11 protein-coding genes are annotated in these 12,997 nt (G+C 61.6%); 2 read left to right on the forward strand and 9 right to left on the reverse strand.

Features of this window, described 5'->3' with window-relative positions; genetic code table 11:
* The first annotated feature begins 119 nt into the window (after window positions 1–119).
* Window positions 120–578, forward strand: a complete 459-nt coding sequence (locus tag HCF10_RS20255; protein ID WP_131699080.1) for an anti-sigma factor — start codon at window positions 120–122, stop codon at window positions 576–578.
* Window positions 579–713: 135 nt separating this feature from the next.
* Here HCF10_RS20255 and fdhA read toward each other — a convergent pair whose 3' ends face one another.
* The 8 genes from fdhA to HCF10_RS20295 all read right to left on the reverse strand — a co-directional run bounded on the left by fdhA (window position 714) and on the right by HCF10_RS20295 (window position 10,507).
* A complete protein-coding gene (fdhA, locus tag HCF10_RS20260) occupies window positions 714–1,913 on the reverse strand; it encodes a formaldehyde dehydrogenase, glutathione-independent (RefSeq protein ID WP_003176541.1) in 1,200 nt (399 codons plus the stop codon).
* Between the two features lie 205 nt (window positions 1,914–2,118).
* Window positions 2,119–2,976: a formyltetrahydrofolate deformylase gene (purU, locus tag HCF10_RS20265; protein WP_032883972.1), complete on the reverse strand. Its 858-nt coding sequence runs from the start codon at window positions 2,974–2,976 to the stop codon at window positions 2,119–2,121.
* A 10-nt stretch (window positions 2,977–2,986) separates the two neighbouring features.
* Window positions 2,987–3,619: a sarcosine oxidase subunit gamma gene (locus HCF10_RS20270; protein WP_131699079.1), complete on the reverse strand. Its 633-nt coding sequence runs from the start codon at window positions 3,617–3,619 to the stop codon at window positions 2,987–2,989.
* Between the two features lie 130 nt (window positions 3,620–3,749).
* Window positions 3,750–6,767, reverse strand: a complete 3,018-nt coding sequence (locus HCF10_RS20275; protein ID WP_131699078.1) for a sarcosine oxidase subunit alpha — start codon at window positions 6,765–6,767, stop codon at window positions 3,750–3,752.
* Window positions 6,764–7,066: a sarcosine oxidase subunit delta gene (locus tag HCF10_RS20280; RefSeq protein WP_027605979.1), complete on the reverse strand. Its 303-nt coding sequence runs from the start codon at window positions 7,064–7,066 to the stop codon at window positions 6,764–6,766. The genes HCF10_RS20275 and HCF10_RS20280 overlap by 4 nt, the downstream gene beginning before the upstream one ends.
* A gap of 15 nt (window positions 7,067–7,081) precedes the next feature.
* On the reverse strand, window positions 7,082–8,332 hold the full coding sequence (locus HCF10_RS20285) for a sarcosine oxidase subunit beta (RefSeq protein WP_010207084.1): 1,251 nt from the start codon (window positions 8,330–8,332) through the stop codon (window positions 7,082–7,084).
* A gap of 22 nt (window positions 8,333–8,354) precedes the next feature.
* Window positions 8,355–9,608, reverse strand: coding sequence for a serine hydroxymethyltransferase (gene glyA / locus HCF10_RS20290; RefSeq protein WP_090401748.1), 1,254 nt, complete (start codon window positions 9,606–9,608; stop codon window positions 8,355–8,357).
* A 170-nt stretch (window positions 9,609–9,778) separates the two neighbouring features.
* On the reverse strand, window positions 9,779–10,507 hold the full coding sequence (locus HCF10_RS20295) for a TraX family protein (protein ID WP_131699077.1): 729 nt from the start codon (window positions 10,505–10,507) through the stop codon (window positions 9,779–9,781).
* Window positions 10,508–10,597: 90 nt separating this feature from the next.
* Here HCF10_RS20295 and HCF10_RS20300 point away from each other — a divergent pair, with 90 nt between their 5' ends.
* Window positions 10,598–11,638 carry a threonine aldolase family protein gene (locus HCF10_RS20300; RefSeq protein WP_167656264.1) on the forward strand — a complete coding sequence of 347 codons (1,041 nt, stop codon included), beginning with the start codon at window positions 10,598–10,600 and terminating at the stop codon, window positions 11,636–11,638.
* A 148-nt stretch (window positions 11,639–11,786) separates the two neighbouring features.
* Here the strand turns inward: HCF10_RS20300 and gbcB are convergent, their stop codons facing one another.
* Window positions 11,787–12,887 carry a glycine-betaine demethylase subunit GbcB gene (gene gbcB, locus HCF10_RS20305; RefSeq protein WP_090401745.1) on the reverse strand — a complete coding sequence of 367 codons (1,101 nt, stop codon included), beginning with the start codon at window positions 12,885–12,887 and terminating at the stop codon, window positions 11,787–11,789.
* Between the last annotated feature and the right edge of the window lie 110 nt (window positions 12,888–12,997).

A 12,997-nucleotide genomic window follows, 5' to 3' on the forward strand; every position in this document is an offset into this window, starting at 1 on the left:
GTAGGGGTAAACGCAGGCGTTTGACTGGGCATCCGGCACATTGTTCCGAGCGGCCCAGGAACCCAATGGCCAGATCAGAGTCCATGAAACAACGTCAAAACTTTCCAGGAAACAGCCCTATGAGCGCGACCCGCCCCCAAGTGATTGAATCCAAGCCCCCTTTTTGGAGCCGCCCCCGGATGTTTATCGGTGTGTGCATTGCCATAGTCGCCGGTCTCGGCGGCGCGTTCTACACCCAGGACAACGTCAAGTCCGCCGCCACGCTGGTGACCACCACTCAGCAGCCGGCCGCGCAAATCATGGCGCACAAGGATTACCTGAAAGTGCAACCCATCGCCATCACCGCACCCGCGTCGGATCAGAGCCTGGAACTGTGGGCGATTCCCGACGACGGCAAGCCCGTGTCACTTGGACTGATACCAGAGGATGGCGAGGGCATCATCGGCTTGAACCCGAGGCAGCAGGCCTCGATCAGCAAGCCGGTGGAATTGATGGTGAGTGCGGAGAGCAAAGGCGGCTCGGTGAGCAAGCAACCGACGGGCCCGACCGTCTATCAGGGGGCTTTGGCCAACCGCTGATGTTCCAAACACCACAACCCACTGTGGGAGGGGGCTTGCTCCCGATGGCGTTGAGTCAGCCAGTAAATAGGTAACTGACTGAACGCTATCGGGAGCAAGCCCCCTCCCACATTTGGGTTTTCGTATGCCTGGGATTTACGCCGCACTGAACAACTTATGCGGATCAATCACAAACTTCTTCGGCACGCCCGCATCGAACTCGCCGTACCCACGTGGCGCGTCATCCAGGCTGATCACCTGCACGCCGACGATCTCGGCGATGTTGATGCGGTCCCACATGATCGCCTGCATCAGTTGGCGGTTGTACTTCATCACTGGCGTTTGCCCGGTGTGGAAGCTGTGGGATTTGGCCCAGCCCAGGCCGAAACGAATGCTCAGGCTGCCCATTTTCGCGGCGGCATCCACAGCACCTGGATCTTCGGTGACGTACAGGCCGGGGATACCGATCTTGCCCGCCACGCGCACCACGCCCATCAGTGAGTTGAGCACCGTGGCCGGGGCTTCGGCCTTGACGCCGTCGTGCCCGTGGCCGCGGGCTTCAAAGCCTACGCAGTCGACGGCACAGTCCACTTCCGGCTCGCCGAGCAGCGCGGCGATTTGTTCGTGCAGGGGGGTGTCGGTGGACAGGTCGGCAATTTCGAAACCCTGGGCCTTGGCGTGGGCCAGGCGGATCGGGTTGACGTCGCCGATGATCACCACCGCCGCACCCAGCAGACGTGCAGACGCAGCAGCCGCCAGGCCGACCGGGCCGGCACCGGCGATGTAGACGGTGCTGCCAGGGCCTACGCCAGCGGTAACGGCACCGTGGTAGCCGGTCGGGAGAATGTCGGAGAGGCAGGTCAGGTCACGGATTTTCTCCATGGCCTTGTCACGGTCCGGCAGTTTCAGCAGGTTGAAGTCGGCGTACGGCACCAGCACGTACTCGGCCTGGCCGCCGGTCCAGTCGCCCATGTCGACATAGCCGTAGGCACCACCGGCACGGGCCGGGTTGACGGTGAGGCACACGCCGGTGTGTTGCTCTTTGCAAGAGCGGCAGCGCCCGCAGGCGACGTTGAAGGGGACGGAAACCAGGTCGCCGATCTTCAGGTTTTCGACGTCGCTGCCCTTCTCGATCACTTCACCGGTGATCTCGTGACCGAGCACCAGGCCGGTCTGGGCAGTAGTACGGCCGCGCACCATGTGTTGGTCGGAGCCGCAGATGTTGGTGGAGACCACGCGCAGGATGACTCCGTGCTCAATCTTCCTGCCACGGGGGTCCTGCATTTTGGGATAGTCGATTTTCTGTACTTCGACCTTGCCGTTGCCGAGATACACGACACCACGATTACCAGACATGCTTTCACCTCGCTGTTGTTTTTATGGAACTGCGTTGCCCTTTTGGGTGGGCAGCGCGTTTAAGTGCTCGGGTACAGATGCTGTTTCTTGTGTTGTTTGTGAGGGCCTCATCGGGGGCAAGTCGAATCGTCGCACCGCCCCTCCCACACTTGATTGGGTTCACACAGTCAAAATGTGGGAGGGGGCTTGCTCCCGATGGCGGCAGTCAGAGCACCACAGTCCTATTGGCGTTCAAAAACACCCGCCGCTCAATGTGATATCCAACCGCCCGCGCCAGTGTCAGCCCTTCGATGTCCCGCCCCTTGGCAATCAGATCCTCGGGGTAGTGACTGTGATCCACCACTTCCACACCCTGGGCGATGATCGGGCCTTCGTCCAGGTCGTTGTTGATGTAATGCGCCGTGGCGCCGACCAATTTCACGCCCTTGTTGTAGGCTTGGTGATACGGCTTGGCGCCCTTGAACCCCGGCAGCAACGAGTGGTGGATATTGATGGCCTTGCCGTCCAGCTTGCGGCACAGCTCCGGCGACAGCACTTGCATGTAGCGCGCAAGGATCACCAGTTCGGCGCCGGTCTCTTCAATCACTTGCCACACCTGACGCTCTTGGGACGGTTTGTCGTTAGGGTCGAGGGGGAAATGGTAGTAGGGAATTTGATGCCAGTCGGCCAAAGGTTTGAGATCGGGATGGTTGGACACCACCGCGACCACGTCCATCGACAGCTGACCGATACGCTGACGGTACAGCAGGTCGTTGAGGCAGTGATCGGCCTTGGAGACCATGATCACCACTTTTGGCCGGTAGTTCGGCGCCGTCAGCTCGAAGATCATGCCAAAGGCTTCACCCCGCGTGGCCAGGCCATCGCGGAAAGCCTGCTCGTCGAAGCCATCCGGCTGGCGAAATTCCACGCGAATAAAAAACCGACCCGAGAGGCGGTCATCGAACGAATGGTGCTCGGTGACGTAGCAGCCCTGCTCGAACAGGTAGCGGGTAACCGCGTCCACCGTGCCGAGCACGCTGGGGCAGTCGGCGGTCAAAATCCATGTATCGGGTGCGCGGCTCATGGGTCATTCCTCAGGCTTGAACGCTCAGGCCAAATTCGGCCGAGGCGTCCTGCAACCACAACCACCAGTAATCCGAAAAGCTGCGACGAATCAGCAGTTCCCAGGTGTCTTCAGCGGTGTGGCGAATCACCAGCTGCGACTTGGCGAACACCGTGCCCACCGCCTTGCCCACCGGGAAGTTGTTGGGGTGCACGTCATAGCTGGTGGATTTCATCAGCACATCGCGCACGTTCGGGCCGCTGAGTTCGAGGATCTGCTGACCGCCGCTGACGTTGACGACCTGGATATGCAAATCACCCAGGGCGGCGCGCAGGTTTTGTTCGGCGGCGAATTCCTCACCGCTTGGCACGATCAGCAACCACTCATCCGGGCCGAGCCATTGCAGGCTGGTTTCGCCTTTGACGATGACCTGCAGGGCGCCAGGCAGTTCGATGCCCAGGGCCTTGTGCACGCCGGCGGCGAAGGCGGCGTCATGGCCGTCGCCACGGATCGTGAGATGACCAAGCAATTTCTTTTCGCGCACGGTCACACCGGCGTTCTTGCGGCCCTTGCCGACCAGGCTGGCGAGGTCGGCATGGTGCAGCGACGACTCGGCCTTGGCGCCGGAGGTGGGGCGTTGTTGGTAAACATTGGCTGCTGTCATGGAGCACCTTTCCTGAATTCTGTTGTGAGGCTGATGGCCTCATCGGGAGCAAGCCCCCTCCCACATTTGAAAGTATTCACACATCAAAATGTGGGAGGGGGCTTGCTCCCGATGGCCGCGCCGCGGTCTATCAGATGTTCTGCCGATCACCCTTAGGATCAAAGAACACCGAAGACACAATCTCCGCTTCGATCACGCTGCCATCCGCCTGGGGCGAGAACACCCGCTCACCGATGCGCTTCAAGCCGCCCTTGACCACGCCCATGGCAAACGAATAACCCAGGGAGTTATGCGCGTAGCTGGAGGTGACGTGACCGACCATCTTCATCGGGATCGTCTGCTTCGGATCGAACACCAGTTGCGCGCCTTCCGGCAGCCACACGTTCGGATCGATCGGCTTCAGGCCCACCAGTTGCTTGCGCTCTTCACGCACGCAGTCTTCCCGGTTCATGCCGCGCCAGCCGATCCACGAGAACGGTTTGGTACGACCGACACACCAGCCCATGTTCAGGTCGTCCGGGGTCATCGAGCCGTCGGTGTCCTGGCCGACGATGATGAAGCCCTTCTCGGCCCGCAGTACGTGCATGGTCTCGGTGCCGTAAGGGGTCAGGTTGTACTTCTTGCCGGCCGCGACGATCTGTTCCAGCACGCCCATGGCGTAGTCGGCCTGCACGTTGACTTCGTACGACAACTCACCGGTAAACGAGATACGGAACACCCGCGCCGGAACACCGCCCACCAGGCCTTCTTTCCAGGTCATGAACGGGAAGCCGTCCTTGTCCAGGTCGATGTCGGTGACTTCCGCCAGCAGCTTGCGGCTGTTGGGGCCGGACAGGGTCATGGTCGCCCAATGGTCGGTGACCGAGGTGAAGTACACCTTGAGGTCCGGCCATTCGGTCTGTTGGTAAATTTCCAGCCACTGCAATACGCGGGCGGCGCCGCCGGTGGTGGTGGTCATCAGGAAGTGGTTGTCGGCGAGGCAGGCGGTGACGCCGTCGTCGAAGACCATGCCGTCTTCCTTGCACATCAGGCCGTAACGCGCCTTGCCCACGTCGAGCTTGGTCCAGGCGTTGGTGTAAATGCGGTTGAGGAACTCACGCGCATCCGGGCCTTGAATGTCGATCTTGCCGAGGGTCGACGCATCCAGCAGGCCGACGCTGTCGCGCACGGCCAGGCATTCGCGTTTCACCGCGGCATGCAGGTCTTCACCGTTGCGCGGGAAGTACCACGGGCGTTTCCACTGACCGACGTCTTCGAACTCGGCGCCGTTTTTCACGTGCCAGGCTTGCAACGCGGTGTAGCGCACCGGCTCGAAGATGTGCCCACAGTGTCGGCCCGCCACCGCGCCGAAGGTCACCGGCGTGTAGTTGGGACGGAACATGGTAGTGCCCATCTGCGGGATGGTCACGTTCAGCGAGCGCGCGGCAATCGCCAGGCCGTTGACGTTACCGAGCTTGCCCTGGTCGGTGCCGAAGCCCAACGCGGTGTAGCGCTTGACGTGTTCCACCGACTCGAAACCTTCGCGGGTGGCGAGTTCGATGGCGGCGGCGGTGACGTCGTTTTGCAGGTCGACAAATTGCTTCGGCGCCCGTGCGGTAGCTTTCTCGTGAGGCACTTGGAACAGCGCCAGGGTTGGCTCTTCCAGCCGGCTCAAGGCTTTTGGCAGCGTACCTTCCACCGGGGCAAAACCAGCCTCGCTGGCGGCGCGCACGCCGCCTTCAAAACCATCCGCCAGGGAATCGCCAAGGCCGTAGACGCCGTTGATGCCACCGACGCACACACGTTTCTGAGGGGCTTCGCCCGGTACAAAACCGAGGATGTCTTCACGCCAGGTCGGCTTGCCGCCCAGGTGCGAGGCCAAGTGGACCACCGGGCTATAGCCGCCGGAGCTGGCCACCAGGTCGCAGTCCAGCCATTCGCCGGGGCTGGTGACTTTATGCGCCTTGACGTCGATCGCGGCGATACGCGCAGCGGTCACGCGCTTGGTGCCACGGGCCTCGATCACAGCGCTGCCGGTGAGGATCCGAATACCTTTGGCGCGGGCCTCTTCAACCAATGCACCGCGTGGGTTGTGGCGCACATCGGCCACCGCCACGACTTGCAGGCCGGCATCGAGCCAATCCAGCGCCACGCGGTAAGCGTGGTCGTTGTTGGTCGACAGCACCAGTTTCTTGCCCGGTGCCACACCGTAGCGGCGCACGTAGGTGGACACCGCACCCGCCAGCATATTGCCCGGCACATCGTTGTTGCCGTACACCAGCGGACGCTCGCAAGCACCGGTCGCCAGGACCACACGCTGGGCACGCACGCGGTGGATACGCTGGCGCACCACGCCAATCGGCGCACGGTCACCCAGGTGATCGGTGAGGCGCTCGTGAATGGTCAGGAAGTTATGGTCGTGGTAGCCGTTGACGGTGGCGCGGGGCAGCAGCACCACGTCCGGCAGGGTTTTCAATTCGGCGATGACACTCGCGACCCATTCGGTGGCCGGTTTGCCGTCGAGGCTTTCGCGGGAATCAAGCAAGGATCCGCCAAACTCTTCCTGCTCATCGGCGATGATCACGCGGGCACCGCTGCGTGCGGCAGCCAGTGCCGCAGCGAGGCCGGCAGGGCCTGCGCCGACCACCAGGACGTCGCAGTGGCGGTTGAAGTTGTCGTAGGTGTCCGGGTCGTTCTCGGTCGGCGAACGGCCAAGGCCGGCAGCCTTACGGATGTACTTCTCGTAGGTCATCCAGAACGATTGCGGGTACATGAAGGTTTTGTAGTAGAACCCCGGCGGCATCAGCTTGCCGCCGACCTTGCCGAGAATGCCCATCATGTCGTTGTTGACGCTCGGCCAGCCGTTGGTGCTGGTGGCGACCAACCCTTGGTACAGCGCCTGTTGCGTGGCACGCACGTTAGGGATCTGCGTGGCTTCGGTAGCGCCGATCTGCAGCACGGCGTTCGGCTCTTCGGCGCCGGCAGCGAAGATGCCGCGTGGGCGCGAGTACTTGAAGCTGCGGCCAATGATGTCGACGCCGTTGGCCAGCAGGGCTGCGGCCAGGGTGTCGCCTTCAAAGCCTTTGTAGCTCTGACCGTTGAAGCTGAAGGTCAGGACTTTATTACGGTCGATGCGGCCACCGTTGGACAGGCGATTGATCTGACTCATACCTTCTCTCCAGAGGCCTTGGCGGTGAACTGAGGCTTCTCACCGATCTTGTAGGTTTCAAGAATTTCGTAGGTCACGGTGTCACGGGTCGCGTTGAAATACTGGCGGCAACCGGCGGCGTGAATCCACAGTTCGTGGTGCAGGCCGCGCGGGTTATCGCGGAAGAACATGTAGTCGCCCCACTCTTCATCGGTGCAGGCATTCGGGTCCAGCGGGCGCGGGATGTGCGCTTGGCCGGACGCGTGGAATTCCTCTTCGGAGCGCAGTTCGCCACAGTGAGGACAGAAGATATGCAACATAGGGAATTTCTCCTGTTAGTGGGCGACGGCCGCAGCGCCGTGTTCGTCGATCAACGCACCGTTGTGGAAACGGTCGATGGAGAAAGGTGCCGCCAACGGGTGCATTTCACCCTTGGCCAGGCTGGCAGCAAACACGTTGCCTGAGCCTGGGGTGGCCTTGAAGCCACCGGTACCCCAACCGCAGTTGAAGAACATGTTCGGCACCGGGGTCTTGGAGATGATCGGGCAGGCGTCCGGCGTGGTGTCGACGATGCCGCCCCACTGACGGTTCATGCGCACCCGCGACAGCACCGGGAACATCTCGACGATGGCCTGGATGGTGTGTTCGATCACCGGGTACGAACCACGCTGGCCGTAGCCGTTGTAGCCGTCGATACCGGCGCCGATCACCAGGTCGCCTTTATCGGACTGGCTGATGTAGCCGTGCACGGCGTTGGACATGATCACGCTGTCGATAATCGGCTTGATCGGCTCCGACACCAACGCTTGCAGCGGGTGGGACTCGATCGGCAGGCGGAAACCGGCGAGCGAAGCCATGTGACCGGAGTTACCGGCGGTGACCACACCGACGCGCTTGGCGCCGATAAAGCCCTTGTTGGTTTCCACACCGATGCACACGCCGTTTTCCTTGCGGAAACCGATCACTTCGGTCTGCTGGATCAAGTCCACGCCGAGTGCGTCGGCCGCACGGGCAAAGCCCCAGGCCACTGCATCGTGACGGGCCACGCCGCCGCGCCGTTGCACGGTGGCGCCGAGTACTGGGTAGCGGGTGTTTTTCGAGCAATCCAGGTACGGAATCTCGTCGGCCACTTGCTTGGCATTCAACAACTCGCCATCCACGCCGTTAAGGCGGTTGGCGCTGACACGACGCTCGGAATCACGGATGTCCTGCAGGGTGTGGCACAGGTTGTAGACGCCACGCTGGGAGAACATCACGTTGTAGTTCAGGTCCTGGGACAGGCCTTCCCACAGTTTCATCGCGTGTTCGTACAGGTGCGCCGACTCGTCCCACAGGTAGTTGGAACGTACGATGGTGGTGTTGCGCGCGGTGTTACCGCCGCCCAGCCAGCCTTTCTCGACCACGGCCACGTTGGTGATGCCGTGCTCTTTGGCCAGGTAGTAAGCCGTCGCCAGACCATGCCCGCCGCCGCCGACGATGACCACGTCGTAGACCTTCTTAGGGGTCGGCGTGCGCCACATCTTCTGCCAGTTTTCGTGGTGGCTGAGGGAGTGCTTGAAGAGGCCGAAGCCCGAGTAGCGTTGCATAGTCATTACTCCAAAACCGCGCTCAGCGATAAACCGGGAAATCAGCGCACAGGGCAGACACGTGCTTGGCCACGTTGGCCTCGACGTCGGCGTCGCCGAGGTTGTCGAGGATGTCGCAGATCCAACCGGCCAACTCGATGCACTGCGGCACTTTGAAACCGCGCGTGGTCACCGCCGGGGTGCCGATGCGCAGGCCCGAGGTCACGAACGGCGACTGCGGGTCATTCGGCACGGCGTTCTTGTTGACGGTGATGTGGGCGCGACCGAGGGCGGCATCCGCTTCTTTGCCGGTGAGGCCCTGACGAATCAGGCTGACCAGGAACAGGTGGTTATCGGTGCCGCCGGACACTACATCGTAGCCGCGTTTGATAAACACACTGGCCATGGCCTGGGCGTTATCGATCACTTGCTGCTGGTAGGCCTTGAAGCCTGGCTCCTGGGCTTCCTTGAAGCACACGGCCTTGCCGGCGATCACATGCATCAGCGGGCCGCCCTGGGCGCCAGGGAATACGGCGGCGTTGAGTTTCTTTTCAATTTCTTCGTTGGCCTTGGCCAGGATCAAACCGCCACGCGGACCGCGCAGGGTCTTGTGGGTGGTGGTGGTGACCACATCGGCGTAAGGCAGCGGGTTCGGGTACAGGCCGGCGGCGACCAGGCCGGCGACGTGGGCCATGTCGACGAACAGCAGCGCACCGACCTTGTCGGCGATCGCGCGAAAGCGTGGGAAATCCAGGGTCTTGGAGTAGGCGGAGAACCCAGCCACGACCATCTTCGGCTTGTGCTCCACGGCCAGGCGCTCGACTTCGTCGTAGTCGATCAGGCCGGTGTCGGTGTTGATGCCGTATTGCACCGCGTTGTACAGCTTGCCCGAGGACGACACCTTGGCACCGTGGGTCAGGTGACCACCGTGAGCCAGGCTCATGCCGAGGATGGTGTCGCCGGCGTTCAACAGCGCCAGGTACACCGCGCTGTTGGCGGAGGAGCCGGAGTGCGGTTGCACGTTGGCGTAATCGGCACCGAACAGTTGCTTGGCGCGCTCGATGGCCAGGGCCTCGACCTTGTCCACGTGCTCGCAGCCACCGTAATAGCGCTTGCCCGGGTAGCCTTCGGCGTATTTGTTGGTGAGGCCGCTGCCTTGGGCTTCCATCACGCGCTTGCTGGTGTAGTTCTCCGACGCGATCAGCTCGATATGATCTTCCTGACGCTGCTCCTCGGCATTCATGGCTGCCAGCAGTGCGTCGTCATACCCTTGGATCTGGTCTTGTTTGCTGAACATCGCGTCTCTCCCAGCCTTTCGTATTGTTGAGGCCCATGCAGGGCCCTTTGATGCGATGGTAGGGCTGGCGCAGACAGGCCAAATGCCTACGGACGCCACGCAAAGGTGCGTTTACGACATTGCCGAAACAACACCGAACAAATATGGGAGCAAGCCCCCTCCCACAGGGGTTAGGCGATGATGTGGCGGAGCAGTAGCAGCAGGAGGAAGTGCATGGGATACAGGGCATACGCCCAGCGGCGCATGGCTGGTGGCCCAGCGCTTTTTGCGTGTCGCAACAAGACCATACCGAGCAATGGCGCAATCAGGCAGGTCGCCAATCCCAACAACGCCACCGGCGTGCCGCTATTGAGCAGGACCTGCCATTGGTTGGCGGCCACGCAGACCAATCCCGGCAACACACTGAAATACCAAGGCCGCCGAAACACCAGCAGCATCGCCAGTGGCAGCAATACCCCAAAGAAACCGAACATTAACTGCGACGAAAATACCGCCGCCATCGTGACGGCGATCAACGCCAATCCTCGATCAATAAACGTCTTCTGCTGCCATCCTCGGGCAACCAGCAGCCCCAACGCCAAGGTGGGCAGCACGTTCAACGTATCGGCATCCTCGATAAACAGCCGATACGGCACCTCGCTGATCACGCTGAACAGCAACAGCCAGCCCAGGTAGCGCCACCGGCCGCTCACCGCCAGGTCTCTGGCCCGGTGCAGGTTCGCCGCAATCGCCAGGCAAAACCACGGGAACGCCAGGCGCCCCGGCACATACAGGCCATCCAGGTCCAGACCGACATAACGCAGGTGGTCCAGCACCATGCTCAGCAGCGCCAGCCACTTGAGCAAATCCAAAGCGCCATCACGGACGCGTCCGACAGGCATCGTTTCAGAACCGTGCATAATTCCCCAGTGACTTTGCATTTACAGTGCGTGCGCACGCCCGACAATCTTGGTTAAAGTGCGCACCAACATCGACCACAGGAATGGGCCATGACCGACAAGAGCCAACAATTCGCCAGTGACAACTATTCGGGCATTTGCCCGGAAGCCTGGGCCGCCATGGAACAAGCCAACCAGGGTCATCAACGCGCCTACGGTGATGATGAATGGACCCACCGCGCCGCCGACGGTTTCCGCAACCTGTTCGAAACCGACTGCGAAGTGTTCTTCGCCTTCAACGGTACGGCCGCCAACTCCCTGGCGCTGTCCTCCTTGTGCCAGAGCTACCATAGCGTGATTTGCTCGGAAACCGCCCACGTCGAGACCGACGAATGCGGCGCGCCGGAATTTTTCTCCAACGGCTCCAAGCTGCTCACCGCGCGCACCGAGAACGGCAAGCTGACCCCGGAATCGATCCGCGAGATCGCCCTCAAGCGCCAGGACATCCACTACCCCAAACCCCGCGTAGTGACCCTGACCCAAGCCACCGAAGTCGGCAGCGTCTACACCCCGGAAGAAATCCGCGCGATCAGCGTCACCTGCAAGGAGCTGGGCCTGAACCTGCACATGGACGGCGCGCGCTTCTCCAACGCTTGCGCGTTCCTCGGCTGCTCGCCGGCCGACCTGACCTGGAAAGCCGGAGTGGACGTATTGTGCTTTGGCGGCACCAAGAACGGCATGGCCGTGGGTGAAGCCATCCTGTTCTTCAACCGCGCGCTGGCCGAAGACTTCGACTACCGCTGCAAACAGGCGGGCCAGCTGGCCTCGAAAATGCGTTTCCTGTCCGCCCCTTGGGTGGGACTGCTGGAAAACGACGCCTGGCTCAAACATGCGCGCCACGCCAACCACTGCGCGCAATTGCTCAGCAGTCTGGTGGCGGATATTCCGGGTGTGGAGTTGATGTTCCCGGTGCAGGCCAACGGCGTGTTCCTGCAACTCTCGGAACCGGCGATTGCCGCGCTGACGGCCAAGGGCTGGCGCTTCTACACCTTCATCGGCAAAGGCGGTGCGCGGTTCATGTGTGCGTGGGATACCGACGAAGAGCGCGTGCGGGAATTGGCCGCAGATATCCGCGAAGTCATGGGCGCCTGACAATGACTTACTGATGTACATAAAACAAATGTGGGAGGGGGCTTGCTCCCGATAGCGGTGGGTCAGCTTGCACATACAGTGGCTGACACTCTGCTATCGGGAGCAAGCCCCCTCCCACATTTGGATTGTGTTGTGCCTGCTCGAGCAATTAGAAATCGATGCGCACATCCCCCTTCGGCACACTGCAGCACGAGAGGATGTAGCCTTCGGCTTCGTCTTCTTCGGTGATCCCGCCGTTGTGCTCCATCTCCACCTCCCCGCCCAGCTTCATTACCTTGCACGTTCCGCAAATGCCCATGCCGCAGGCTTTCGGGATCATCAGCCCAAGCTTGGCCGCCGCTGCGTGGACGGTCTCGCCCGGCGCGACGCGAATGCTCTTGCCGGAGGCAAGGAATTCCACCTGGTGCAAATCCGCCAGGTCGATTTCCGGCGCATCCGCCGCTTGCTCGGCCTGCTCCACCGCGTCGGCACGGGCTTCCGGCGGCGTGGCACCGAAGGATTCCTCGTGGTACCGCGCCATGTCGAAACCGGCCGCCTCCAGCAGGCGCTTCACCGCATTCATATACGGCGTAGGACCGCAGCAGAATACTTCGCGCTCAAGGAAGTCCGGCACCATCAGTTCGAGCATCTTGTGGTTCAGGTAACCGCGATAGCCGGCCCAGGGTTCACCCAGGCCGTGTTTTTCGCAGATCAGGTGCAAGCTGAAGTTGTCGATCCGCGACGCCATATGCTCCAGCTCGCGGTGGTAGATGATGTCTTTGGGCGAACGCGCGCTGTGGATAAACGTCATGTCGACATTGGCGTTGGTGTCGTAGAACCAGCGCGCCATGGACATCACCGGGGTGATACCGACACCGCCGCTGAGGTACAAGACTTTCGGACTCGGGAAGTCGATGGCATTGAACAGCCCGACCGGCCCGTGCACCGCCAATTCCTGCCCTTCGTGCAGCGTGTCGTGCAGCCAGTTGGACACCTTGCCGCCCGGCACGCGCTTGATGGTCACCGAGAAGCTGTAGGGCACCGACGGCGAACTGGAAATGGTGTACGAGCGCATGATCGGCTGGCCGTCGATTTCCAGCTCAAGGGTGACGAACTGCCCCGGCTTGAAAAAGAACAGGATCGGCTGGTCGGCCATAAAGCAGAAGGTGCGCACATCCCAGGTTTCCTGGATGACTTTGACGCAACGGACGATGTGCCGACCATTGGCCCAGGTCTGGGTGGTTACCGGATTCAGGAAGCTGTTGGACATGCTGTTCTCCACCGCCGATAGTCGGCCTTATGGTGGCAATTCTGCGTAACGCGAGAACCACCCATTTACCTATCTGCGACATTCACATACTTATCGCGACCAGCCCCCAT

Origin of the sequence: Pseudomonas sp. B14(2022) (genome assembly GCF_012030485.1) — a bacterium.
Taxonomy (GTDB): domain Bacteria; phylum Pseudomonadota; class Gammaproteobacteria; order Pseudomonadales; family Pseudomonadaceae; genus Aquipseudomonas.

Coding starts and splice junctions, on each gene's coding strand:
- HCF10_RS20255 (WP_131699080.1), top strand. CDS start 120: ATGAGCGCGACCCGCCCCCAAGTGATTGAATCCAAGCCCCCTTTTTGG.
- fdhA (WP_003176541.1), bottom strand. CDS start 1,913: ATGTCTGGTAATCGTGGTGTCGTGTATCTCGGCAACGGCAAGGTCGAA.
- purU (WP_032883972.1), bottom strand. CDS start 2,976: ATGAGCCGCGCACCCGATACATGGATTTTGACCGCCGACTGCCCCAGC.
- HCF10_RS20270 (WP_131699079.1), bottom strand. CDS start 3,619: ATGACAGCAGCCAATGTTTACCAACAACGCCCCACCTCCGGCGCCAAG.
- HCF10_RS20275 (WP_131699078.1), bottom strand. CDS start 6,767: ATGAGTCAGATCAATCGCCTGTCCAACGGTGGCCGCATCGACCGTAAT.
- HCF10_RS20280 (WP_027605979.1), bottom strand. CDS start 7,066: ATGTTGCATATCTTCTGTCCTCACTGTGGCGAACTGCGCTCCGAAGAG.
- HCF10_RS20285 (WP_010207084.1), bottom strand. CDS start 8,332: ATGCAACGCTACTCGGGCTTCGGCCTCTTCAAGCACTCCCTCAGCCAC.
- glyA (WP_090401748.1), bottom strand. CDS start 9,608: ATGTTCAGCAAACAAGACCAGATCCAAGGGTATGACGACGCACTGCTG.
- HCF10_RS20295 (WP_131699077.1), bottom strand. CDS start 10,507: ATGCACGGTTCTGAAACGATGCCTGTCGGACGCGTCCGTGATGGCGCT.
- HCF10_RS20300 (WP_167656264.1), top strand. CDS start 10,598: ATGACCGACAAGAGCCAACAATTCGCCAGTGACAACTATTCGGGCATT.
- gbcB (WP_090401745.1), bottom strand. CDS start 12,887: ATGTCCAACAGCTTCCTGAATCCGGTAACCACCCAGACCTGGGCCAAT.